The following is a 24,445-nucleotide window of genomic DNA, read 5'->3' on the forward strand; positions in this document are numbered from 1 at the left end:
CGGCGCCCCGCAAACCACTCAACCGGAGTGCAGCCGGTAGTGTTCTAGGTGTGTCTGAACTACTCACTTCGTCCTTCCGTTTCGCCGATCCACGCGATCTGGCCGACCTGAAGACCTTCGCCACCCGGGCCAGAGCCATTGACGACGGTGCCATCCGCCTGCAGGCTGCCGGCTCCGTCCTGGCCGCCTCCGTGTGCGTCCTGCGGCCCCGGCTCCTGGGCGAAGCGACCCCCACCATCCTGGGCCTGCGCACCATGGCGCTGGCGGAGCCTTCCGGAACGGATGTCACCGTGGCGTTGTCATCTGTCCTGGACAGGCTGGCACGTGCGGGGGAGGCCGACGTCGAGTTGCCGGTTCCGCCCACCACGGTGACCGAGTCCTGGACGGGTGTTGGCGCCCCGCGGGGCGGTTGGGAGCTGTTGGGGTCCGTCAGCGACGCCCGACTCCGTGCGGCAGCGGAGGCGGGTATCGCCGAGGTGGCCGGCATCGTGCCGGACAAGCCGGGGGCGCTGATCGTCAACAACGCCCGGGCCGCGGTTTGGGGACGGGAACTGGACGACGCCGGCCTGCCCTCCGGTGCGGCGTTCGCTGCCTTCGCGCTGGGGTTCCTGGGGGACGGGGACCAGAAGCTTTACCGGGCGGGCCGCTGGTTCCGGCTTACCGGACCCCGCGGCCACGTCCTGGCGCGGACCGGCAGCGGCCTGCCCTAGGCCGGACTGCAGGGCGCCTGCCGGACAGGTTCTCAGGAGCCGGAAGGGCTGTTCACCATGGACAGCGCCGCCCGCTCCATGTAGTCCCACAGCGTGCCCTCGTAAAGCGGAGGCAGCTCCAGGGCATCCACGGCGGTGCGCATGTGGAACAACCACCGGTCCTTTGCCTCGGGCGTGACCTTGAAAGGCATGTGCCGCATCCGCAGGCGCGGGTGGCCGCGCTCCTCGCCGTACGTTGTCGGACCGCCCCAGTACTGCTCAAGGAACATCAGGAACCGGCGTTTCGCCGGGGCCAGGTCCTCTTCCGGATACATGGGCCGCAGCACGGGATCGGTGGCCACGCCGTCGTAAAAGACGTCAATGAGCTTTACGAAGGTGCCGTGGCCGCCCACGGCGTCATAGAAGCTGTCGGTGTAGTCCGGCTTGCTGAACGGATCGTTCTGCATCAACTGGGGCCGCTGCCCCGGGCCCGGCTCAATGGGAAGCGACATGCTAGTCCCCGGCTTTCTGGTCAGTCTTCTTGGTCTCAACGTGCGCCGAGCCCTGGTCGGTGGTGCCGTCGTCGGTCTCGTGCAGCGGAACGTAGCGTCCCTGGGACCGGTTGCCCACGCGCAGGATCTCGCCGTTGCGCAGGTACCAGATCGCGCCGTCGTCGGAGCGGACGCGGGTGATCCGCAGCCCCATGGACTCCACAACGCCCACCACTTCGCTGGTTTCAATGACGTCGCCAATTCCGTACTGGTCTTCAATGGTAATGAAGATCCCCGCCAGGAAGTCGCGGATCAGCTGCTGGGCGCCGAAGCCGATGGCTACACCGAGGATGCCCACGCTGGTCAGCAGCGGGGCAATGTTGATGTCCAGGTTCTGCAGCACATACATGCCGGTAATGATCACCACCAGCACGCCCACCACACTGTTGAGCAGCGAACCGATGGTTTCGGCACGCTGGACGCGGCGTTCGTGGTCGAGGGCCCGGAAGGCCGGGGCAGCCCACTTGAACGTGGGCTTCTTGAAGAAGTTGCTGCCCGACGCCACCCGCCTGGTGATGCGGGAAATGATGAACGTGGCCACGAGCCAGACGGCAACGCCGACGCCGAGGCTGATCACGATGCCGGGCAGGCTCACGCCGCTCGGCTGGCTGGTGGCAGGGGGAAGGATGGACAACATGCTGACCATGGGTGGAAATAGCTCCTTGGGATATTGCTCTGTTCTCTTTCAACCCTAGCGCTGCAGCGTGGAGCAATCCGCATCCCCATCCTCGGCGGAACCGCCTTCCGCTCCCGGGAAATTTCCTGGCACCGGAAGGCCGGCCTGCCGCCGCCACAGGGCGGCGGCAGGCGGGAGGGACTAGGCGGCCACCGTCACCGGCTGGTGCTCCACCGGGAAGTTCACGCTCCGGGCAATAAAGCAGACCTGGTTGGCCTCACGGTGCAGCGAGGCCGCCAGATCCGCCTGCGCCGCGTCGGCCACCGTCACATGCGGGTTCAGGACCACCCGCTCGAACTGTCCGCTGCCGTCCCGGTTCAGCCGCATCAGTCCGGTGGCCTCGTCCCGGTAGCCAGTGACCACCACGCCGTGCTTCACCGCCACGTGCAGGTAGGACAGCATGTGGCACTGCGCCAGCGCAGCCAGGAGGAGCTGTTCGGGGTTGTAGCGCCCGCGGTCGCCGTGGAAAGTCGGATCCGCCGAACCCTTCAGGACCGGCAGGCCGGGAATGGCGACGTCATGGTCCCGGGAGTAACCCCGGTAGGACGACGTGCCCGCCCCCAGGTTGCCGGTCCACTGGACCGTCAGTGCGTACTGGTGTTCGTGGAGGTTCACTCCGGGCCGCCCGCCGGCAGGACGTCGGCGGCACGGGCACGCAGGGCGCGGGCGACGCCGTCACGGTTTTCCAGCATCATCCGCCGCAGCGCCGCGCTTTCCGCCGGCAATGAGGCCAGGAATCCGTCCGTCCGGTCGATGGTGGCCTGCGTGGTAAGCAGCGCCGGGTAGAGGCCGACGACGATTTGCTGGGCGAGTGCGTGGGTGCGGGTTGCCACGATCCCCGGCACGGCCGCGAAATACTTTTCGGAGTACGGCTCCAGGAGGGAACGGTCCAGCACCCGCATGAAACCGGCCACCGCGGAGCCCTGCAGCGCGTTGGACAGCTCTCCGTTGACCACAATGGCTTCCCAGGCCGCAGCCTTTGCCTCGGGGGTGGGGATGGCAGCCTTGGCCAGGGCGGCTGCGTTCTGCCCGCTGGAGGTGTTGTCCCGCTCCAGTTCGGCGTCGATGCCGTCCTGCCCCATCCGGCCGCCGGCCACCAGCGAAGCCACCAGCTCCCAGCGGAGGTCCTGGTCCACGGCCAGGCCGTCCAGGACCACTGACCCGTCCAGCAGGCCGGACACCCGGTCCAGCTGGGACGCGCTGCGGGCCAGGAGCGCGAAGGACTTGATGAACTGCAACTGGCCGTCGGAGCCGCCCGGAACGGCCGAGACCAAATCCCACAACCGGTCCACGGCCGCAACGGTGGTGGCTTCGCGGTGTTCCTCGGCCACATAGAAGTTCAGGGTGGTTGCCAGCTGCCGGAGCTGGACCAGGATCACGGAGGAATCAGTCTCCGCGGCCACGTTGGACAGGATCAGGTCCACGTACTGCCGGGCCGGTGTTTCGCCGTCGCGCGCAGCGTCCCACGCGGAGTTCCAGACCAGGGTCCGCGGCAGGCTTTCGGCAAAGTCCTTGAGGTGTGCCGTGGCCGTGGCCAGGGACACCGGATCCAGGCGCACCTTGGCATAGGCAAGGTCGTCGTCGTTGATGAGGATCAGGTCCGGCCGGGCCACGCCCGCAAGCGCCGGGACGTCGGTACGTTCGCCGTCGACGTCAAGCTCCTCGCGGTGCACCCGGGTGAGCTTGCCGGCGTCGTCCAGGTTGTAGAAGCCCACGGCGAGCCGGTGCGGCCGGATGGTGGGCCACTCCGGAACCGCGGACTGCAGGATGGCAAAGGACCGCAGCCTCCCGTCGGAGTCCACGTCCAGCTCGGGAGCCAGGGTGTTAACCCCGGCGGTCTCCAGCCACTGCCGGCCCCAGTGGTCCAGGTCGCGGCCACTTGCCTTCTCCAGCTCAACCAGCAGGTCCTGCAGCTCGGTATTGCGCCAGGAGTGCTTGGCGAAGTACTCCCGGACGCCGGCCATGAACTGCTCGGGTCCGACCCAGGCGACCAGCTGCCGGAGCACCGAGGCCCCCTTGGCGTAGGTGATGCCGTCGAAGTTGACCTCAACGTCCTGCAGGTCGTTGATCTCTGCGAAGATCGGGTGCGTGGTGGGCAGCTGGTCCTGGCGGTACGCCCAGGACTTTTCCACGGAGGCGAATGTAGTCCAGGCGCTGGTGAAGGACGTGGCCTCCACCGCGGCCAGGTGGGACATGTACTCGGCGAAGGACTCGTTGAGCCACAGGTCGTTCCACCAGCGCATGGTCACCAGGTCGCCGAACCACATGTGCGCCAGTTCGTGGAGCACGGTAATGGCGCGCCGCTCGATCTGCGCGCCGGTGACCTTGCTGCGGAAAACGTAGCCGTCCAGGATGGTCACCGCACCGGCATTTTCCATCGCACCGGCGTTGAACTCCGGCACGAACAGCTGGTCGTACTTCTCGAACGGGTAGGGGCAGCCGAACTGTTCCTCGAAGAACCCGAAGCCCTGCCGCGTGAGCTCGAAGATGTTGTCTGCGTCCAGGTACTGCATCAGCGACTTCCGTGCGAAGACCCCGAGCGGGATCACGCGGCCATCCGAGCTGGTGACCTCGCTGCGGACGGACTGGTACGGGCCGGCGACCAGGGCAGTGACGTACGAGGACAGCCGCGGCGTGGGGGCAAACGTCCAGACGGACCGGGCGGCGCCGTCTTCGGCGGCCGGTGCCTGCGCCGGTTCGGGAGTGGGGGAGTTGGACACAACATCCCAGTGGGACGGAGCCGTAACGGTGAAGGCGAACGTCGCCTTCAGGTCGGGCTGCTCGAAGACGGTGAACATCCTGCGGGAATCCGGAACCTCGAACTGGGTGTAGAGGTAGACCTCGTTGTCCACGGGGTCCACGAACCGGTGGAGGCCTTCGCCGGTGTTCATGTAGGGCATGTCCGCCACCACAGTCAGCTCGTTGTGCTCCGCCAGGTCCGCCAGCTGGATCCGCACACCGTCGGCCACGGTGTCCGGATCAAGGGCGCGGCCGTTGAGGGTCACGCTGTGTACCGTGCGGGTGACGGCGTCAATGAAACTGGACGTTCCGGGAACCGCCGTGAATTTCACGGTGGTGGTGCTGCCAAAGACCTCTCCGCCGCGGGTCAGGTCAAGGCTGACGTCGTAGGACTCGACGGAAATCAGTTCGGCGCGCTCACAGGCTTCGGCGCGCGTCAGGTTCATGCCTGGCAAAGGAGGTCCTCCAAAGAATTTTCGGCTGCCGGCCGGTGGTTCCGGTGCCGGCACTGTGATGCATTCTTCCACCCTTGCCTCCCATGGCAAGTAGCGCAGCCCACAGCGGGGGCGGGGCAGGCCCGGGCGGCGGCCCCGGCAGCCGCGGGGGTAGCGTTGGATGCATGGGAAAGCTGCTGGATTCGGTGGATGCCAGGGCCCTGCGGTTCGCCGTCGGGTTTCCTGTCGTCCTGGCTGCCGCCTTTGTTTACTGCGCGTTCCTGCTGCGCCCGGATCTGCCGGAGCCGCTTGCGGTCCAGTGGACGGACAGCGGCGGCGCCGCCTTCGCGCCCTTCGGCGCCTACGTGGGGGCCGGCGCCGCGGGAATCATCGTGTCCGGGTGGCTGGTCCTGCTCCAGGCCGCGCCGCTAAGCCGGCCCGTCCTGATGCGCAGGATCATGATGGGTGCCGGGCTTTTCCTTAGCTTGTTCATCACCTCCGCGCTCGCCGCAGGCCTGATCGGCCAAACGGGGCTGGCTGACGCCCGGCAGTCGCACGTGGACATGACGGTCCTCGCCCTGGGGAGCGGTGCGGCGGTTTCCCTCGGCGTGACCATGGCTATGGTGTACAAGGCCGACCGGCAGTGGTCCCCTGATGATGACCGCGCGCTCCAGGTCGCCATCGCCAGGGAACTGGACCCGGACCTTGCCCGGGACAGCATCAGGCTCTGGGTCCACGCCCGCAGTTCGGTGTTCGTGATGATCGCCATCGCCTCCCTGTTCCCGGCGGCCCTGATCGCCGTCGTGGTGCCCTGGCTGGGGATCCTCCTGGTGATCCTGGCCCTCCTGGGTGCGGCGTTCCTTTTCGCCCGCGTCCGCGCGGACCGGCGTGGGCTGAAGGTCCTGCTCGCCGGCGTGGTGCCGGTGATGGACGTACCCGCCGGTGCCATTTCCGACGCCAGCGCGGCCGACGTGAGGGCCGCCGATTACGGCGGGTGGGGCTACCGGCACCACGGCGGAACCGCCGCCATGCTCGTCGGCAGCGGGCCCGCCGTCGTCGTCAGCAAGACCGACGGCCAGCGCCTTGCCGTCAGCGGCGGCAGCCAGGCCTCGGCCGCGCGGCTTGCCGAAGTGCTCACCCGGGTGGCGGCCAGGGCCCGTGGCGGTGGTCCGCCGCCACCGGATGTCCGGAACCCCTGACCCCACCGCCGCCCTAGTATCCTTATCGGTGTCGTTCCGGCCCCCACCGGCGGCCTGCCAGCCCCACCAACGAACGGAATCAGCACGTGACCACTACCCCTGCCTTCCCGCGGGTCCACATTGCCACCGACCACGCAGGCATGGAGCTCAGCGCCCACCTTGTGTCCCACCTGACCGGGAAGGGATACGAGGTGGTGGATCACGGGCCCAAGGCTTACGATGCCCAGGACGACTACCCCTCGTTCTGCATCAACGCCGCCCTCGCCGTGGTCGCAGACCAGCAGGCGGGCGTACACGCCCTGGGCATCGTGCTGGGCGGGTCCGGCAACGGCGAGCAGATAGCCGCCAACAAGGTCAAGGGCGTGCGCGCCGCGCTGGCCTGGAACCTCTCCACCGCCACCCTTGCCCGCGAGCACAATGACGCGAATGTCGTGGCGGTGGGCGGACGCCAGCACACGGTGGAGGAAGCCACCGAACTGATCGAGGCGTTCCTGTCCGAACCGTTCAGCAATGACGAACGGCACGTGCGCAGGATCGGCAAGATCGCGGCCTACGAAGCGACCGGCGAGGTCATCGAGTAGTGCCCGAGGGCCATTCCGTCCGCCGGCTCGCCCGCCAGTTCGGGGACGTCTTCACCGGCGAAGTACTTGCTGTCTCCAGTCCCCAGGGCAGGTTCAGCGGGGGAGCGGCGCTGTTGGACGGCCACGCCATGGTCGCCGCAGAGGCGCACGGCAAACACCTGTTCCTGCACTTCGACAACTCGCTGGTGCTGCACGTCCACCTCGGCCTTTACGGGGCCTGGAGCTTCGGCGGCGACAGCACCTTCACCGGCGCGTCAAGCATCGGTGCGCCGCGGCGGGTAGGGGAGCGGGAGGCCTTCACTGACGACGACGACGGCGGCGCCGCCTACGCAGGTCCGCCGGCGCCCGTCGGGGCCGTCCGGGTCCGGCTCGCCGGGAGCCACGGCTGGGCGGACCTGCGCGGGGCCACCACCTGCGAAACCATCACCGCAGCAGAGGCCGACGCGGTCCTCGCGCGGCTGGGACCTGATCCGCTGCGGAACCTTCGCGGCGACGCCGGGCGGTTCGCCGCCAATGTCCGGACCCGGAAGACCCCGCTGGCGGCCCTGCTCATGGACCAGAAGGTGATTGCCGGCGTCGGAAACGTGTACCGCGCCGAAGTCCTGTTCCGCCGCCGCCTCGATCCGCTCCTTCCCGGGGCTGAGTTGCCGGAGGCCGACGCCCGCAGGCTGTGGCGCGACGTCGTTACCGTCATGAACGACGGCGTCGCCGATGGGCGGATCATCACCACCCCGCCGAAATACTGGACGCTCAACGGCACCACGGCGGCCAAGGCGGCCGCGGCAGGGGAACCGGTGCCGGCCAGGAGCGCCCACTTCCCGCACCGTGACGACGTCCATTTCGTGTACAAACGGCACGGTCTGCCCTGCCGGGTATGCCGCACCATCGTGCTCATGGCCGACCTCGCCGGGCGGAACCTCTACTGGTGCCCCTACTGCCAGCAGCCGCAGGCCTAGGGGCAAACGCACAAAAGGACCCCTCAACCGAGGGGTCCTTTTGTCATGGAGGGGACGACGGGAATCGAACCCGCGTAATCAGTTTGGAAGACTGAGGCTTTACCATTAAGCTACGTCCCCGAAGGAAGATCCGTTTTTCGCGGAAACTCCGGGCTGGCTGTCCAAGCCGGATACAACTAAACCTAATCCATGGCCTACGTGTCAAATGTGCATTCGCGACGCGTATCACCGTAGACTTGCCTGTGCACTTACGGGGTGTAGCTCAGCTTGGCTAGAGCGCCTGCTTTGGGAGCAGGAAGTCGCAGGTTCAAATCCTGTCACCCCGACTCTGCGGCCAGGACCAGCCGGCCTGGACACACATTGCGTTGCAGAAACCCATCCCACAACCCAGGAGTACTTAGACCGTGAAGAGCGCTGTCGAGAACCTCACCCCCACGCGGGTCAAGCTCAATGTTGAGGTCCCCTTTGAGGAACTGAAACCCAGCATCGACTCGGCCTACAAGACCGTCGCGTCGCAGATCCAGGTTCCCGGGTTCCGCAAGGGCAAGGTTCCCGCCAAGCTCATCGACCAGCGCGTCGGCCGTGGCTACGTCCTGGAGACCGCTATCAATGACGGCCTCAACGGCTGGTACCAGGCTGCCGTGCAGGAATCCGGCATCCGCCCGCTGAGCCGGCCCGAGGTGGAAATCACCGAGGTTCCCGACCCCACCGCCACCGACGGTGGCCTGAAGTTCGCCGCCGAGGTCGACGTCCGCCCCGAGATCGAACTCCCGGACTACGCCGGCCTCGAGGTCCAGGTTGCCGCTGCGGAATCCTCCGACGCCGACGTGGACAAGGCCCTGGACGAACTGCGCGGCCGCTTCGGCACCCTGAAGTCCGTTGACCGCCCCGCTGCCGACGGCGACTTCCTCACCATCGACATCACCGCCACGATCGACGGCGAAGAGGTCGACTCCGCGGCCGGCCTGTCCTACCAGGTAGGCGCCGGCACCATGCTCGAGGGTATGGACGAAGCCGTAACCGGCCTCAGCGCCGACGAAGACGCCATCTTCGACACCACCCTGGTGGGCGGCGACCACGCCGGCGAAGCCGCCCAGGTCAAGGTAGTGGTCAAGGCCGTCAAGGAACGCGAACTGCCTGAGGCGAACGATGACTTCGCCCAGCTGGCCTCCGAGTTCGACACCCTCGCCGAACTGCGCGAAGACCTGGCAAAGCAGGCCGCCGAGTCCAAGATCGTTGAGCAGGGTGTTGAAGCCCGCGACAAGGTCCTGGACAAGCTGGTTGAACTCGTAGAGGTTCCCGTTCCGGACTCCGTCGTCGAAGAGCAGCTCGAAGCCCACTTCCAGGAGGGCAACGGCCACGGTGACGGCGAGCACGACACCGAAGAGCACCGCGAAGAGGTCCGCGCCAACACGGCCCGCGCCTTCCAGAACGAAATCATCCTCGACGCCATCGCGGAGAAGGAAGAAGTCAACGTCAGCCAGAGCGAGCTGATCGACTACATCGTCACCACCGCCAGCCAGTACGGCATGGACCCCAACCAGTTCGCCCAGATCATCGACCAGAGCGGCCAGGTCCCCATGATGGTTTCCGAGGTGCGCCGCCGCAAGGCACTGGCCGTCGTCCTGGGCCAGGCCACCGTGACCGACACCGAGGGCAACACCGTTGACCTCAGCGACTTCGTCCGCCCCGCCGGTGAAGAGGCTCCCGCCGCCGACGCCGAGGGTGTTGAGGCCGAGGCTGCCGAGGCAGAGGTTGTCGAAGCCGGGGACACGACGGCTGACGCCAAGGCATAGTCCTTCCTGACCCGCAGCAACGGCCCCCGGATCCCTTCGATCCGGGGGCCGTTCGCGTTCTGCGGGAAGCAGCCCGCTGCCCGTTCGGTGATCGTGCGCCGTCAGCGAACAGCCGTCGGTGAGCGAACAAAACACCCGTGAAACCGGTTAGTGTCCAAGTAGTGATTTTCAGTGATGTCACCGTCACCAGTGAGAGGTAAGTAAACATGTCACAGCACTCAGAGGCCCCCCGGATGGCGACCGTCGATCCTGCAGCCCAGGACAACTACATTTACAACCGCCTCCTCAAGGAGCGGATCATCTGGCTGGGCTCGGAGGTGCGTGATGACAACGCCAACGCGATCTGCTCGCAGCTGCTCCTGCTCTCGGCCGAAAACCCGGAAAAGGACATCTACCTCTACATCAACTCTCCCGGCGGCTCCGTCACCGCAGGCATGGCCATCTACGACACCATGCAGTTCATCCCGAACGACGTCGTTACCGTCGCCACCGGCCTCGCCGCATCCATGGGACAGTTCCTGCTCTCCTCCGGCACCAAGGGCAAGCGCTACGCCACGCCCAACGCCCGCGTGCTGATGCACCAGCCGTCCGGTGGCATCGGCGGCACCGCTTCCGATATCAAGATCCAGGCCGAGCTCATCCTGCACATGAAGAAGGTCATGGCGGAACTCACCGCCGAGCAGACCGGCCAGACCGTTGAAACCATCCTCAAGGACAACGACCGCGACAAGTGGTTCACAGCCACCGAAGCCCTCGAATACGGTTTCTTCGACAAGATCGCCGCGCACGCCGGCTCCGTCTCAGGCGGCGGCGGAACGTCCAACGGTTCCTCCGGCGAATCAGCCTCCCAGAACTAACCGGCATCCAGAACCCCTTTCGATCAGGAGCAAACACAATGAACTACAACTTCGGGTGGTCAGCCGGTAATCTTCCGTCCAGCCGCTACGTCCTGCCGCAGTTCGAGGAACGCACCCCCTACGGCTTCAAGCGCCAGGACCCCTACACCAAGCTCTTCGAGGACCGCATCATCTTCCTCGGCGTGCAGGTGGACGACGCTTCCGCTGACGACATCATGGCCCAGCTGCTGGTCCTGGAGTCCACGGACCCGGACCGCGACATCACCCTCTACATCAACTCGCCGGGCGGCTCCTTCACGGCCATGACGGCGATCTACGACACCATGCAGTACATCCGCCCCGAGATCCAGACCGTCTGCCTCGGCCAGGCCGCCAGCGCGGCTGCCGTCCTGCTCGCTGCGGGCACGCCCGGCAAGCGGCTGGCGCTGCCCAACGCCCGCGTCCTCATCCACCAGCCCGCATTGTCCGGCGGCCAGGGCGGACAGGCCTCCGACCTGGAGATCCAGGCCGCAGAGGTCATGCGCATGCGCTCCTGGCTGGAGGACACCCTGGCCCACCACTCCGGACGCACGTCGGAGCAGGTCAACAACGACATCGAGCGCGACAAGATCCTTACCGCCGAAGAAGCCCAGGCATACGGCCTCATCGACCAGGTTCTTGACTCCCGCAAGATCAAGCCCCAGGCAATCACGAGGTAGCAGTACCGGAAGCCGGTGCGGTCCAGTTCATTTGGCCGCACCGGCCTTTTCATTCCACCCTTGGGGCCCAATGTGACCTAGAGTGGATGTTGTCACAAACCGGGCCGTGCGGCCCGGGAGAGATTTCAGCAATGGTGCAAGGCTGCCAGGCAGCAGGATACTAAGGGGTTCACATATGGCTCGGATTGGCGAGAGCACGGATCTGCTGAAGTGCTCTTTCTGCGGAAAGAGCCAGAAGCAGGTGCGCAAGCTGATTGCCGGCCCCGGTGTCTACATCTGCGATGAATGCATCGAGTTGTGCAACGAAATCATTGAGGAAGAGCTCGCGGAGGTCGCCGACCTCGGCAGCTTCGAGCTTCCCAAACCGCGCGAAATCTTCGACTTCCTGCAGGAATACGTGATCGGCCAGGAGCCCGCCAAGCGGTCCCTCGCCGTCGCGGTGTACAACCACTACAAGCGCATCCAGGCCGGCCACGCGCCCAAGTCCGGGAACCTCGGGGACGGCGCCCACCACGACGACGTCGAGATCGCCAAGTCGAACATCCTCCTCATTGGTCCCACCGGCTGCGGCAAGACCTACCTTGCGCAGACCCTCGCCCGCCGGCTGAACGTCCCGTTCGCCGTCGCCGACGCCACTGCCCTGACCGAGGCCGGATACGTGGGCGAAGACGTGGAGAACATCCTCCTCAAGCTCATCCAGGCCGCTGACTACGACGTCAAGAAGGCCGAACAGGGCATCATCTACATCGACGAGATCGACAAGATCTCCCGCAAGAGCGAGAACCCGTCCATCACCCGCGACGTGTCCGGCGAGGGCGTGCAGCAGGCCCTCCTGAAGATCCTCGAAGGTACCGTCGCATCCGTGCCGCCGCAGGGCGGACGGAAGCACCCGCACCAGGAATTCATCCAGATCGACACCACCAACGTCCTGTTCATCGTGGCCGGCGCTTTTGCCGGCCTGGAAGAGATCATTGGCTCCCGCTCCGGCCGCAAGGGCATCGGTTTCGGCGCTCCACTGAACGAGGCCAGCAAGAAGGTGGACTCCTACGGTGAAGTCATGCCGGAGGACCTGCTGAAGTTCGGCCTGATCCCCGAATTCATCGGCCGGCTCCCCGTCATCACCACCGTGTCCAACCTGGACCGCGATGCCCTGATCCAAATCCTTTCCACACCCAAGAACGCCCTGGTGAAGCAGTACCAGAAGATGTTCCAGATCGACGGCGTGGAGCTGGTGTTCGACGACACCGCCCTGGATGCCATTGCCGACCAGGCCCTGGAACGGGGCACCGGCGCCCGCGGCCTGCGCGCGATCCTGGAGGAAGTCCTGCTTCCCGTGATGTTCGACCTTCCCAGCCGCGAGGACGTGGCCAGCGTGGTGATCACCGAGGACGTGGTCCTGCGAGGGGCCGAACCCACCATGATTCCGCACGTGGCCAAGCGCCGTAAGTCTGCCTGACCGAGAGGACCTCCGTGACTGTACCCGCCAAGAACAAAGCCGATTTCTGGTTCGACCCCCTCTGCCCGTTCGCATGGGTGACCTCCCGCTGGATCGGGGAAGTGGAAACCGTGCGGGACATCGAGACCGAGTGGCACGTCATGAGCCTGGCAGTCCTGAACGAGGGACGGGACCTGGACCCCGGCTACCGTGAATCCATGGACAACGCCTGGGGAATGGTCCGGGTGATCATCGCCGCCCGTGAAGAGCATGGACCGCAGGTCATCAAGCCGCTCTACGATGCCATGGGCACGCTGATCCACAACCAGGGCGAAAAAGACCGCACGGAGGTCATCACCAAAGCCCTTGCGGAGTGCGGGCTCCCCGCCTCCCTGGCCGATGCCGCCACCTCCGACGCGTACGACCAGAAGCTCCGGGCCAGCCACGAGGAAGGTATCTCGCTGGTGGGCCAGGACGTCGGCACCCCGGTGGTCGCCTTCAATGGCACCGCGTTCTTCGGCCCGGTGCTGACGCGTATCCCCCGCGGTGAGGAGGCCGGCAGGATCTGGGACGCCACCACGGCCATCGCTGCCTACCCGCACTTCTTCGAGTTGAAGCGCAGCCGCACCGAGAGCCCGGAATTCGACTGAACGCCGGGCACTGACACTCTGGGAGGGCCCCGGGAAAACTACCTGAATGTAGTTATCCCGGGGCCCTTGCACGTGGTCCGGCGCAGGAGAACAATAGTTCCTACCACTTCGAAAGAAGGGGACGCAGGAACCAAAGATTCAGTGATTTGTCAGTTAACGCAGCCATCGGCAAAGTTGAATGCAAGCTACCAGTGACGGGGTAGTAAGACCTGAAGATCAGCGGATCCTGCCAGACCATCAGAGCACGTCACCGGATGGCCGAAAAGTCGAAGCCCCACCAACGGCAAAACGCTGATGGGGCTTCCCCTTTGCCTCGAAAAGGCTGACCTGGCTGTGGTCCGGCGTCAGGCCTTGGCCGGCTCGTCGCTGGGTGCCAAAGCAACGTCGGAGACCGTGAGGTCGCCGCTGCCCACCGCCAGGGTGATCTCCCGGGCGTTGGACGCAGCCTTCAAATCCGCCAGCCCGGCCTGCAGCTGCGCTGTCAGCGCTTCCGGCGCAGTGATCGTGGCGGACAGCACCTCGGTGCGCTGCTTGACCTTGGCCTCGGACTTGGCCTTGCGGACACCGCTGAGTGCCACCCCCACCGTTGCCAGCATGGTGGTGTCGCCGTCCGGGATCTCCAGTGCAGCCGGCCATTCGGCCCGGTGCACGGACCCGTTGCGCCACCAGCTCCACACTTCCTCCGTGGCGAACGGCAGGAACGGGGCGAACAGCCGCAGCAGGGTGTCCAGTGTGGTGGCCAGGGCGGCGAGAACCGAGGCCTGCTCGGGATCCCCCGAAGCTCCGTAGGCGCGGTCCTTGATCAGCTCCACGTAGTCATCCGTGAACTGCCAGAAGAACGACTCCGTGAGCTGCAGCGCCCGGGCGTAGTCATAGTTGTCGAATGCCTTGGTGGACTGGGCCACGACGTCGGCCAGCTGGGCCAGGAGCGCACGGTCCAAGGGGTTCGTCAGCACGGCGAGATCGCCCGAAAGCACCGAGTTCTCGGTGGCGCCCAGGTTCAGGACGAACTTGGAGGCGTTCAGGAGCTTGATGGCGAGCCGGCGGCCGATTTTCATCTGCGCGATCTCGTAGGCGGTGTCTGCGCCCAGCCGTGCAGAGGCGGCCCAGTAGCGGACGGCGTCGGAGCCGTACTCGTTCAGGACGTCCGTGGGGACCACCACGTTGCCCTTGGACTTGGACATCTTCTTGCGGTCCGGGTCAAGGATCCAGCCGGAGATGGCGGCGTGCTTCCAGGGGGCACAGTCCTGCAGGGAGTCCGCGCGGACCACCGAGGAGAACAGCCAGGTGCGGATGATGTCGTGGCCCTGGGGGCGCAGGTCGAACGGATAGACCTTGGCGAACAGGTCCTCGTCCCGGCTCCAGCCACCCACGATCTGCGGGGTCAGGGAGGACGTCGCCCAGGTGTCCAGGACGTCGGCGTCGCCGGTGAAGCCGTTGGGCTGGTCGCGCTGTGCCTCGTCGAAGCCCGGGGCGGCGTCGGCGGCAGGGTCGACGGGCAGGAGCTCGTCGGAGGGCAGGATGGGGTTGTCGTAGTCCGGGTTTCCCTGCGCGTCGAGCGGGTACCAGACGGGAATGGGCACGCCGAAGAACCGCTGGCGGGAGACCAGCCAGTCACCGTTCAGGCCGGCGATCCAGTTTTCATAGCGGGAACGCATGAACGACGGGTGGAAGTCGATGTCCTTGCCCCGGCCAATGAGGCGTTCGCGGCGGTCCTCGTCACGGCCGCCGTTGCGGATGTACCACTGGCGGGACGTAACCACTTCCAGGGGCTTGTCGCCCTTTTCGAAGAAGTTCACCGGATGCGTGATCTTCTTGGGCTCACCGTCCAGCAGGCCGGCTTCCTTGAGCAGTTCCACCACGGCTTCCTTGGCGGAAAAAGCAGTCTTCCCGGCGATGGCGGCGTACGCCTCCTTGCCGGCTCCGCTGGTGATCCACTCGGGCGTTTCGGCGATGATGCGGCCGTCGCGGCCCATGATGGCACGGGTGGGAAGCTGCAGTTCGCGCCACCAGGTGACGTCGGTCAGGTCACCGAAGGTGCAGACCATGGCGATGCCGGAGCCCTTGTCCGCCTTTGCCAGGGGGTGGGCCTTGACCTCGAGTTCAACATCGAACAGCGGGGACTTCACGGTCTTGCCGAACAGCGGCTGGTACCGCTCGTCGTCGGGGTTCGCCACCAGTGCGGCACACGCCGCCAGCAGCTCCGGACGGGTGGTCTCAATGAAAACCTTGTCCCCGTCTTCGGTGAAGAAAGGGTAGCGGTAGTAGGCCCCGGCGACTTCGCGGTCCTCAAGCTCGGCCTGCGCCACGGCCGTGCGGAAGGTGACGTCCCACAGTGTGGGAGCTTCGGCCATGTAGGCGTCCCCGGCCGCCAGGTTGGCCAGGAAGGCGCGCTGGGACACTGCGCGGGAAGTGTCATCGATGGTGCGGTAGGTCAGGTCCCAGTCAACGGACAGGCCCAGGGTCTGGAACAGGTTTTCGAAGACCTTCTCGTCCTCAACGGCCAGTTCTTCGCACAGTTCGATGAAGTTCTGCCGGGACACGACGTCGAAATCGCGCTGGTTCTTGGCCGGCTGCGCGGGCGGCTGGTAGTCGGCGTTGTACGGGATGGCCGGATCGCAGCGGACACCGTAGTAGTTCTGGACCCGGCGTTCGGTGGGCAGGCCGTTGTCATCCCAGCCCATGGGGTAGAAGACGTTCCTGCCGGTCATGCGCATGTAGCGTGCCTGGACGTCAGTCTGGGTGAAGGAGAACATGTGCCCCACATGCAGCGATCCCGACGCGGTGGGCGGGGGAGTGTCGATCGAGTAGACCTGCTCCCGGGTGGTGTCGGGGTTGAACTTGTAGGTTCCTTCGGACAGCCAGCGCCGGGTGAGCGCGGCTTCGAGGCCTTCGAGGGCCGGCTTGTCCGGAACATTGATGGGGGCGGTGGTGGGCGTGTCTGTACCCTGCGTGTCTTCAGCCATTGGGCAATTCTTTCATGCTGGCTCCATCCCACCCAACCCGTCACCCCGGCGGACGGCGACGACGGCTTCCGGGTGCTGGTGGACCGGCCCGGGCCGCGGGGGATGGCCAGGGAAAACGCCGCCGTCGACCTGCGCCCGCCGGTGATACTGACGCCAACCACGCGCGGGTCCTGCTTGATTACCTCATGGGACGGCCCGGCGGTTGATCCCGCTAGGGTGGTGCCATGACTGAGGACTTGCAGAAAAAGGCAGCATTGGTGACCGGCGCGAGCAGCGGAATCGGAGAGGCAACGGTGCGTGCGCTTCGCGCCGGCGGGTGGACGGTCTTCGCGGTGGCACGCCGGGCGGAGCGGCTGGCGGTACTGGAAAGGGAGACAGGCGCCGTGGCGATCCCGGCCGATATCGCAGAGGACGACGACGTGTCCCGGCTCCTCGCCCAGGTCACCGAAGCAGGCGGCATTGACACGCTGATCAACATCGCCGGTGGTGCCAGGGGTGCCGACAAGGTGGGCGATGCCAACACCGCCGACTGGGAGTGGATGTACCGGGTCAACGTCCTGGGAACCCTCAAGCTCACCCGCGCGTTCCTTCCGATGCTGCGGTCCACCGGTGATGGCACCGTCCTGAACCTCACCTCCACCGCCGGATTGGACGCCTACGAAGGCGGGGGCGGCTACAACGCTGCCAAGTTCGGGCAGCACGCCATGACCAACGCCCTCCGGCTGGAAGAGGCTGAGCACAATGTGCGGGTCATCGAGGTGGCGCCGGGGCTGGTGCAGACCGAGGAGTTCGCCCTCAACCGGCTCGGGAATGCGCAGTCCGCAGAAAAGGTCTACCAGGGCGTGGAGAAGCCGCTTACCGCAGAAGACGTGGCCGACGTCGTCCGTTACGCCGTCAGCGCCCCACACCACGTCAACCTTGACCAGATCGTCGTCCGGCCGGTGGCGCAGGCAGCCACGCACAAGCTGATCCGGAAGGGCTAGGGACCTGCACGTGTAGGGTGGCCACCACGGCGGCGTGGTCCGTCCCAGCGATCGGGAGGACCGAGTAGCCGGAGCCGGTGATGTCGCGGGTGGTCACCAGGTGGTCCAGGGCAATGCCCGGCAGGTGGTAGCCGCGCATGGGCCAGGTGGGCACCAGCCTGCTGCCCGCTGACGCCGCCACGTCCACCAGGGTCCGGGCGCCTCCAGCCCCGGCCAGCAGCGAGCGGAATTCCCGGTGGTCATAGGTTGCGTTGAAGTCTCCGGCCAACAGCAGGGGACCGGAGCCGGTGCCGGCCCCGGCCACTGTGGCCAGTTCCTTGCGCCATTGGTTCACGGCGCTGCCCACCGGCGCCAGGGTGTGCACGGCCACGACACGAAGGGTTGCACCCCCGCCACCGCCCAGGTCGAGCCGTACAACCGGCATGCTGAACCGGGTGTCCGGAAGCGCCCCGGCGTCCTCGAGCATGGACGACGAGTAGACCGCAGTTCCCCCGGCGCCTTCCCTGGCGTGGGCAATCCGGTGCGGAAGCAGTCCGTCCAGCCCCGCCGCCGTCAGCTTCAGCGAGAGCTGGGGCGTGTACTCCTGCACTGCCAGCAGGCCCACGCGCCGTTCACGGACCAGGTCCACGATCTTCCCTGCGTCCGCGCCGCCCAGTTCCGCGTTGATGCTCATGGCCACCAGGGTGACCGGCCGTCCGGCCGCCTCGGCGGTGGGCCCGCGGACATCCAGCGGAAGCAGCCAGAAGGCCTGGCAGCCCATCAGCGATGCAGCCAGGACCCGCTGCCACCGGCTACGCCCCAGTAATGCGAGGAGCAAGGCTGCCGCGGCAGGCGCGGCAACCCAGGGCATGAACGCCACCAGCTGCACCCCCAGGACGGGCCATTCCACCGGTATGGCGCGGACGGCCGACACGGCAGCCACCGGCAACGCAACCGGTACGAACAGCCACCGGCACACGGTGGCCGCCCTCCTCCGGCACGGGACAGGGGCGCGGTTCAAGGCCAGGTGTCCAGTATGCCGACGACGGCGGCGTGGTCCGTCCCGGGGAATCCGACGGTGCTGAAACCCGCCACCCTGATGCCGCGGCTCACAAGGATGTGGTCGATCGCAGTAAAGGCGGGGACCGGCGCATTCATGGGCCAGGTGGGGACCAGGCCCATTCCTACGGTCCCGGCGGCATCGGTAAGGCCGGTGGTGAGCAGCTTCCGGAACTCTGCATGGTCCTGCCCGGCGTTGAAGTCGCCCAGCAGGACTGAGCTCCCGTCCGCCGGTAGTCCCTGCTGCAGGCCTGCCAGCTGGTCGAGTTCCGCCCGCCAGGATGGCGTATGTCCAGGGCGGGGGGAGTCAACGTGCACCGAGGTCAGCCGGATGCCGCCGGCGGTGCCCGGGACATCGGCGACGGCGCGGGTCTGGTAGAAGGACGTACCGGGCACCCGCGGCATCGGCACGAGTGGATAGCGGGAGAAGATGGCGTTGCCGGTGCCGGCTCCGTCAACGTCGATGACCCGGTACGGAAAGTCCACGCCAATTCCCGCCGCCTCAAGGCCTGCCAGGCCTTCCAGTGCCAGTTCAGGAAGGGCGAGAATGTCCACGTCCTGTGCCCGGGCCTGCCCCAGCAGGACGGTGGGATCCACGCCCGTGGATCCCACGTTCAATGCCATCACGGTCAGTGGGTGGACACCGGCATGGCTTGCGGCCGCACCGGCGTGGGCCGGCCGCTCAAAGAGTGTGCCCGGGGCCGCGGACGCCGGGACGATGCGCGGCGCCACTATCGACATCTGGCCTAGCAGGAGACAGGTGGCCAGCACGGCCAGCACAATGCGCGCACCCCGGAGTTCCAGGGCAACGGCGGCCAGTGCGGCTGCCGCCGCGGCAAGGGACGCGAACAAACTGGCGGGGAACAGGGACAGCAACTGGACCCACGGAGTGCCGGACCCGCCGGCAAGGCGCACGATGGTCAGTCCTGCTGCGGGCAGCCACAGGACGGCCGCGATTGACCAGCAGGTCCACGAACCCGCCCGGCGCAAAAGGCTGGGCCGCATGCCCGGCACGGATGGCTGCACCGCTTGCATCTGTCCATTATTCGCGGCCCGGTCCGGGCCGGACAGCGGTCGCTGCCCGTAACTGCCTCCCTAATTCCGCACCCCGTCACCACCAGTTCCCTGCACTGGTTCCCCGGGAGGCACCGGGTCCCGGAGCCTCCGGACCGGGAACGGGATGCGGTGCGACGGACCGGAATGGCACGGGACGCCATGGCGATAGTAGAATCTGGGTTGGCGATGACCCGGCAATCACCGGTGAGCTTCCGGAAGAACACGCGGCCCAGGTAAAGGGTGGCCGCGCCAGTAGAACCGGACGGGTAAGCCCGTCACAGCAGTAATGAGAGGCCGGGGCAGCGCGTGTTCCTTGCGGAAGACACGCGGCGCCGGTAAGTGAGGTGGTACCGCGGTGGGCGTGAAGTCTTTCAAAGACGGCACGGCAGCCGTCCTCGCATCCTGAACGGAACATCCGGTCCTGCCGGGGTTCACCACGCTCAACCCAGGATGTCGAACATGACGTTTTACCCCAAGGCCTCAGCCTCCAGCACCGGTTCCAACGGCAGCGCCGGCGTTTCCGCCTCCGTGAAGTTCCCGGAGATCGAAGAGCGCATCCTGAAGTACTGGGACCAGGACGGCACCTTCCAGGCCAGCATCGACCAGCGCAGTGCCGACGCCCCCGGCGGCGAGCCCGGCAGCAACGAATTCGTCTTCTACGACGGCCCGCCCTTCGCCAACGGCCTGCCCCACTACGGCCACCTCCTCACCGGCTACGCCAAGGACTTGGTGGGCCGCTACCAGACCCAGCGCGGCAAGCGCGTGGAGCGCCGCTTCGGCTGGGACACCCACGGCCTGCCTGCCGAGCTCGAGGCCATGAAACAGCTGGGGATGACGGACAAGACCCAGATCGAGGCCATGGGCATCGACAAGTTCAACGACGCCTGCCGCGCGTCCGTGATGAAGTACGCCGACGAATGGCGCAGCTACGTCACCCGCCAGGCACGCTGGGTGGACTTCGACAACGACTACAAGACCCTCAACGTCGAGTACATGGAGTCGGTCCTCTGGGCGTTCAAGCAGCTGCACGACAAAGGGCTGACCTACAACGGCTACCGGGTCCTGCCCTACTGCTGGAAGGACGAAACGCCGCTGTCCAACCACGAGCTGCGCATGGACGACGACGTCTACAAGAACCGCCAGGACCAGACCGTCACCGTCACGTTCCCCATCCTGGCCGGCGACTCCGCGCTGTCCAAGCAGCTCGACGGCGTGCAGGCCCTCGCCTGGACCACCACCCCCTGGACGCTGCCCACCAACGCCGCGCTCGCCGTCGGGCCTTCCATCACCTACGCCGTGCTGCCGGCAGGCCCCAACGGCATCAAGGCGGCCTCCGCCGACGCCCCGGTTACCGGGAGCTTCATGCTTGCAGCGGACCTGCTGGGCAGCTACGCCAAGGACCTTGGCTATGACAGCTTCGAGGATGCTGAAGCCGCCGTCGTATCCACCCACACCGGCGCCGAGCTGGAGGGTCTGGAATACCAGCGCCTCTGGGACGACTTCGCCGACAACGAGAAATACGGCATGGAGAACGCCTGGCGCTTCGTGGTGGCCGACTACGTCACCACCACGGATGGCACCGGCATCGTGCACCAGGCGCCCGCCTACGGTGAAGATGACCAGAAAGTCTGCGAGGAGGCAGGCATCCCCGTGGTGCTCTCCGTGGACGAGGGCGCAAAGTTCCTGCCGTTGTTCAAGCACGGCGACCTCCACGACATCGTTGGGCTGCAGGTCTTCGAGGCCAACAAGCCCATCACCCAGGTGCTCCGTGCCCAGGGCCGCCTGGTCCGCCAGGCCAGCTACGAGCACAGCTACCCGCACTGCTGGCGCTGCCGCAACCCACTGATCTACCGTGCCGTGTCCTCCTGGTACGTGGAGGTCACCAAGTTCAAGGACCGGATGTCCGAACTGAACCAGGAGATCAACTGGATCCCCGGCAATGTCAAGGACGGCCAGTTCGGCAAGTGGCTCGAGAACGCGCGCGACTGGTCCATCAGCCGCAACCGCTTCTGGGGCAGCCCCATCCCCGTCTGGCAGTCCACGGACCCCGACTACCCGCGCACGGACGTTTATGGCTCCCTGGCGGAAATCGAAGCCGACTTTGGCCGGCTGCCGCTGAACAAGGACGGACAGGTGGACCTGCACCGCCCGTTCATCGACGAGCTCACCAGGCCCAACCCGGACGATCCCCGCACGCCCGAAGAGGGCCAGTCCGTGATGCGCCGGGTGGAAGACGTCCTGGATGTGTGGTTCGACTCCGGCTCGATGCCGTACGGCCAGGTGCACTACCCATTTGAGAACGAGGCCTGGTTCAACACGCATAACCCTGCTGACTTCATCGTCGAATACATCGGTCAGACACGCGGCTGGTTCTACATGCTGCACATCCTGTCCACAGCGCTGTTCGACCGGCCGGCGTTCCGGAACGTCATCAGCCACGGCATCGTGCTGGGCTCGGACGGGCAGAAGATGTCCAAGAGCCTGCGCAACTACCCGGACGTCTCCGAGGTCCTGGACCGCGACGGCTCCGACGCCATGCGCTGGTTCCTGATGTCCAGCCCCATCCTGCGCGGCGGCAACCTGATCGTCACCGAACAAGGCATCCGCGACGGCGTGCGCCAGGTGATCCTGCCGCTCTGGAACGTGTACAGCTTCTTCACGCTCTACACCAACGCTGCCGCCGCAGGACAGGGCTACGATGCGAAGCTGCGCTACGACGGCTATGCGGACACCCTGGACCAGTACCTGCTGGCCAACACCGGCGACCTGGTGCGAAACATGACCGTGCAGCTGGACACCTATGACATCTCCGGTGCCTGCGACTCGCTCCGCAGCTACCTGGACATGCTCACCAACTGGTACGTCCGCCGCAGCCGGCAGAGGTTCTTCGACGAGGACCAGGACGCCTTTGACGCCCTGTTCACCGCGCTGGAGACCGTCACCCGCGCCGCAGCCCCGCTGCTCCCGCTGGTCTCCGAGGAGATCTGGCGCGGCCTGACCGGCGGCCGCTCCGTGCACCTGGCCGACTGGCCGGACGCGGACCTCTTCCCCGCCAACCCCGCGCTGGTGGAGGCCATGGACCGGGTCCAGCAGATCTGCTCCACCGGGTCCTCGCTCCGCAAGGCAGCCAACCTGCGGGTCCGCCTTCCCCTCCAGGAACTCACCGTCGTGGCACCCGGGGCGGATGTGCTGGAAGGCTTCGCCGCCGTCGTCGCCGATGAACTCAACCTGCGCTCCGTGCGCCTGCTCGACGCGGCCACCGCTTCCCCTGAAGAGTTCGGCATCCAGCAGAAGCTGGTGGTGAACGCCCGTGCCGCGGGCCCGCGCCTGGGCAAGAACGTCCAGGTGGCCATCAAGGGATCCAAGTCCGGCGACTGGTCCGTGGACGACGCCGGTGTGGTCACCGCGGGTGGGCTGCAACTGGAGCCCCAGGAGTACACGCTGGAGACGGTGGTGGCTGAGTCCGAGGGCGGGTCTGCCGCTGTTGCCGTGCTGCCCGGAGGCGGGTTCGTGGTCCTGAACACGGAGGTCACCCCCGAACTGGAGGCCGAAGGCCTGGCACGCGACATGGTCCGCGCCATCCAGCAGGCCCGGAAGGACGCCGGGCTCAACGTCAGCGACCGGATCCGGACAACGGTCACAGCCGCGCAGCACGTGGTGGATGCCCTGCTGGCCAACGCTGAACTGGTCAAGGGCGAGACGCTGACGGTAGAGCTGGCCGCAGGGCCGGGCGACGTGTCCGAACCCGCCGTCGCAGTCGAAAAAGTGGAGGCCTAGGACATGACCGACGAATTCTCCGTGGAAAGCGTCTACGCCGAACTCCTGGGACGTGCGCCGGAAAACAAGATGGAACCCCGGCTTGCTCCGCTGTTCCGCGCCATGGACGTGCTCGGCGAGCCCAACAAGGCGTACCCGATCATCCACGTCACCGGAACCAACGGCAAGACCTCCACCTCGCGGATGATCGAATCCGTGCTCCGCGCCCATGGCCTGAGTACTGGGCGGTACACCAGCCCGCACCTGTCCAAGGTCACCGAACGGATCAGCATCGACGGCCACCCCGTGTCCGATGAGACGTTCGTTCGGATCTGGGACGAGATCAGGCCCTACCTGCAGATCGTGGACTCCGAACTGGAAGCCGAGGGCCAGCCCCGCCTGACCTACTTCGAGTGCCTCACCATCCTGGGCTTCGCCATCTTCGCCGACCAGCCCGTCAACGTGGCCATCATCGAAGTGGGCCTTGGCGGCATCACCGACGCCACCAACGTGGGCGACGGCCAGGTATCGGTGGTGACGCCGATTTCGCTGGACCACACGGACCTGCTGGGCGACACCACCGAGGACATCGCCTACGAAAAGGCCGGCATCATCAAGCCCGGCGGCTACCTCATCAGCGCAGCGCAACCCCTTGACGCGGCCCAGGTTCTGCTGGAAAAGGCCAAGGAAGTGGGTGTGCCTTTCCGCTTCGAGGGCGTTGAGTTCGGCGTCGAGTCACGGGCAGTGGCCGTGGGCGGGCAGATGGTCACCATCCAGGGCATCGCCGGCCGCTACCCGGACCTGCTGGTACCGCTGCACGGCGCCCACCAGGCGCAGAACGCCGCCGTGGCCGTGGCAGCCCTGGAAGCATTCTTCGGGGGCGAAAAGGAACTCGACTTCGAGGTCCTGCAGGAAGGGTTCGCCGCGGTGACGTCACCCGGGCGCCTCGAAGTGGTCCGCACCGCGCCCACCATCATCGTGGACGCCGCCCACAACCCCGACGGCATCAAGGCCTCGGCCGCCGCGCTGCAGGAAGCGTTCACCTTCACCCGGCTGGTTCCGGTGGTGGGAGTGCTCAAGGAGAAAGACGCAGAGGAGATCCTTCGCCAGCTCAAGGAATCCCTGGGGGGCGTGGCTGGGGAATACTGCTTCACCCAGTCCAACTCCCCGCGCGCCGTTCCCGCGGCGGACCTGGCGGAGCTGGCCATCGACCTGGGCTTCGGCGAGGACAACGTCCACGTCGCCGAGAAACTGGACGATGCACTGGAATGGGCTGTGGAACGGGCCGAGGCCAACGACGACCTTTCCGGCGGCGTGCTGGTCACAGGCTCGATCACCCTGGTGGCCGAGGCGCGGATCCTGCTCGGAAAAACGGAGGCATGACC

General features: G+C 66.5%; 19 protein-coding genes and 2 tRNA genes. 13 read left to right on the forward strand and 8 right to left on the reverse strand.

The features are described 5' to 3' along the window. Positions 1–50 precede the first annotated feature (50 nt). Complete coding sequence (locus J2T23_RS00200) at positions 51–710, forward strand: DUF8185 domain-containing protein (RefSeq protein WP_307356200.1); 660 nt, start codon at positions 51–53, stop codon at positions 708–710. 32 nt (positions 711–742) lie between these two features. Here J2T23_RS00200 and J2T23_RS00205 read toward each other — a convergent pair whose 3' ends face one another. The 4 genes from J2T23_RS00205 to pepN form a co-directional block, all read right to left on the reverse strand. Then, the gene (locus J2T23_RS00205; RefSeq protein WP_141160208.1) at positions 743–1,201 is read right to left on the reverse strand and encodes a globin; all 459 of its coding nucleotides are present in this window, start codon (positions 1,199–1,201) and stop codon (positions 743–745) included. A gap of 1 nt (position 1,202) precedes the next feature. Further along, a complete protein-coding gene (locus tag J2T23_RS00210) occupies positions 1,203–1,886 on the reverse strand; it encodes a mechanosensitive ion channel family protein (RefSeq protein WP_141160209.1) in 684 nt (227 codons plus the stop codon). Between the two features lie 171 nt (positions 1,887–2,057). Then, positions 2,058–2,531, reverse strand: coding sequence for an OsmC family protein (locus J2T23_RS00215; protein WP_307356203.1), 474 nt, complete (start codon positions 2,529–2,531; stop codon positions 2,058–2,060). Beyond that, entirely contained in the window at positions 2,528–5,101 is a 2,574-nt protein-coding gene (pepN, locus tag J2T23_RS00220) for an aminopeptidase N (protein ID WP_307356207.1), read from the reverse strand. The genes J2T23_RS00215 and pepN overlap by 4 nt, the downstream gene beginning before the upstream one ends. Positions 5,102–5,274: 173 nt before the next feature. On the opposite strand from pepN, the gene J2T23_RS00225 reads away from it, so the two are divergent. The 3 genes from J2T23_RS00225 to J2T23_RS00235 all read left to right on the forward strand — a co-directional run bounded on the left by J2T23_RS00225 (position 5,275) and on the right by J2T23_RS00235 (position 7,825). Further along, a complete protein-coding gene (locus J2T23_RS00225) occupies positions 5,275–6,288 on the forward strand; it encodes a hypothetical protein (RefSeq protein ID WP_141160212.1) in 1,014 nt (337 codons plus the stop codon). Positions 6,289–6,374: 86 nt separating this feature from the next. Beyond that, positions 6,375–6,869, forward strand: coding sequence for a ribose-5-phosphate isomerase (locus J2T23_RS00230; protein ID WP_141160213.1), 495 nt, complete (start codon positions 6,375–6,377; stop codon positions 6,867–6,869). Further along, positions 6,869–7,825, forward strand: coding sequence for an Fpg/Nei family DNA glycosylase (locus tag J2T23_RS00235; protein WP_307356212.1), 957 nt, complete (start codon positions 6,869–6,871; stop codon positions 7,823–7,825). The genes J2T23_RS00230 and J2T23_RS00235 overlap by 1 nt, the downstream gene beginning before the upstream one ends. Positions 7,826–7,871: 46 nt before the next feature. Here J2T23_RS00235 and J2T23_RS00240 read toward each other — a convergent pair. Then, positions 7,872–7,945: transfer RNA gene (locus tag J2T23_RS00240), tRNA-Gly, on the reverse strand. 131 nt (positions 7,946–8,076) lie between these two features. Here J2T23_RS00240 and J2T23_RS00245 point away from each other — a divergent pair. The 6 genes from J2T23_RS00245 (at position 8,077) to J2T23_RS00270 (ending at position 13,261) form a co-directional block, all read left to right on the forward strand. Beyond that, a tRNA-Pro gene (locus tag J2T23_RS00245) sits at positions 8,077–8,151 on the forward strand. Between the two features lie 78 nt (positions 8,152–8,229). Continuing rightward, positions 8,230–9,621 (forward strand): trigger factor, encoded by a 1,392-nt coding sequence (gene tig / locus J2T23_RS00250; protein ID WP_141181728.1) that lies wholly within the window; start codon positions 8,230–8,232, stop codon positions 9,619–9,621. Between the two features lie 233 nt (positions 9,622–9,854). Beyond that, positions 9,855–10,478 (forward strand): ATP-dependent Clp protease proteolytic subunit, encoded by a 624-nt coding sequence (locus tag J2T23_RS00255; RefSeq protein WP_018761581.1) that lies wholly within the window; start codon positions 9,855–9,857, stop codon positions 10,476–10,478. A 38-nt stretch (positions 10,479–10,516) separates the two neighbouring features. Further along, entirely contained in the window at positions 10,517–11,176 is a 660-nt protein-coding gene (locus J2T23_RS00260; RefSeq protein ID WP_018769476.1) for an ATP-dependent Clp protease proteolytic subunit, read from the forward strand. Positions 11,177–11,351: 175 nt separating this feature from the next. After that, on the forward strand, positions 11,352–12,632 hold the full coding sequence (gene clpX / locus J2T23_RS00265; protein ID WP_141160216.1) for an ATP-dependent Clp protease ATP-binding subunit ClpX: 1,281 nt from the start codon (positions 11,352–11,354) through the stop codon (positions 12,630–12,632). Between the two features lie 14 nt (positions 12,633–12,646). Beyond that, positions 12,647–13,261, forward strand: a complete 615-nt coding sequence (locus J2T23_RS00270) for a mycothiol-dependent nitroreductase Rv2466c family protein (RefSeq protein ID WP_141160217.1) — start codon at positions 12,647–12,649, stop codon at positions 13,259–13,261. A gap of 344 nt (positions 13,262–13,605) precedes the next feature. Here the strand turns inward: J2T23_RS00270 and valS are convergent, their stop codons facing one another. Then, a complete protein-coding gene (valS, locus tag J2T23_RS00275) occupies positions 13,606–16,227 on the reverse strand; it encodes a valine--tRNA ligase (protein ID WP_307356219.1) in 2,622 nt (873 codons plus the stop codon). Positions 16,228–16,451: 224 nt separating this feature from the next. Between valS and J2T23_RS00280 the strand changes: the two genes are divergently transcribed. Next, entirely contained in the window at positions 16,452–17,210 is a 759-nt protein-coding gene (locus J2T23_RS00280) for an SDR family oxidoreductase (protein WP_307356222.1), read from the forward strand. On the opposite strand, the gene J2T23_RS00285 is transcribed toward J2T23_RS00280, so the two are convergent. Both J2T23_RS00285 and J2T23_RS00290 read right to left on the reverse strand, forming a co-directional pair. Then, positions 17,140–18,168 (reverse strand): endonuclease/exonuclease/phosphatase family protein, encoded by a 1,029-nt coding sequence (locus J2T23_RS00285; RefSeq protein ID WP_307356225.1) that lies wholly within the window; start codon positions 18,166–18,168, stop codon positions 17,140–17,142. The two genes, J2T23_RS00280 and J2T23_RS00285, sit on opposite strands and share 71 nt — an antisense overlap. A gap of 38 nt (positions 18,169–18,206) precedes the next feature. Further along, positions 18,207–19,283: an endonuclease/exonuclease/phosphatase family protein gene (locus tag J2T23_RS00290; protein WP_307356226.1), complete on the reverse strand. Its 1,077-nt coding sequence runs from the start codon at positions 19,281–19,283 to the stop codon at positions 18,207–18,209. 480 nt (positions 19,284–19,763) lie between these two features. Between J2T23_RS00290 and ileS the strand changes: the two genes are divergently transcribed. Both ileS and J2T23_RS00300 read left to right on the forward strand, forming a co-directional pair. Continuing rightward, the gene (gene ileS, locus J2T23_RS00295; RefSeq protein WP_307356228.1) at positions 19,764–23,081 is read left to right on the forward strand and encodes an isoleucine--tRNA ligase; all 3,318 of its coding nucleotides are present in this window, start codon (positions 19,764–19,766) and stop codon (positions 23,079–23,081) included. Between the two features lie 3 nt (positions 23,082–23,084). After that, positions 23,085–24,443 (forward strand): bifunctional folylpolyglutamate synthase/dihydrofolate synthase, encoded by a 1,359-nt coding sequence (locus J2T23_RS00300; protein WP_307356231.1) that lies wholly within the window; start codon positions 23,085–23,087, stop codon positions 24,441–24,443. Positions 24,444–24,445 lie beyond the last annotated feature (2 nt).

Origin of the sequence: Pseudarthrobacter niigatensis (assembly GCF_030812615.1) — a bacterium.
GTDB classification, from domain to species: Bacteria; Actinomycetota; Actinomycetes; order Actinomycetales; family Micrococcaceae; genus Arthrobacter; species Arthrobacter niigatensis.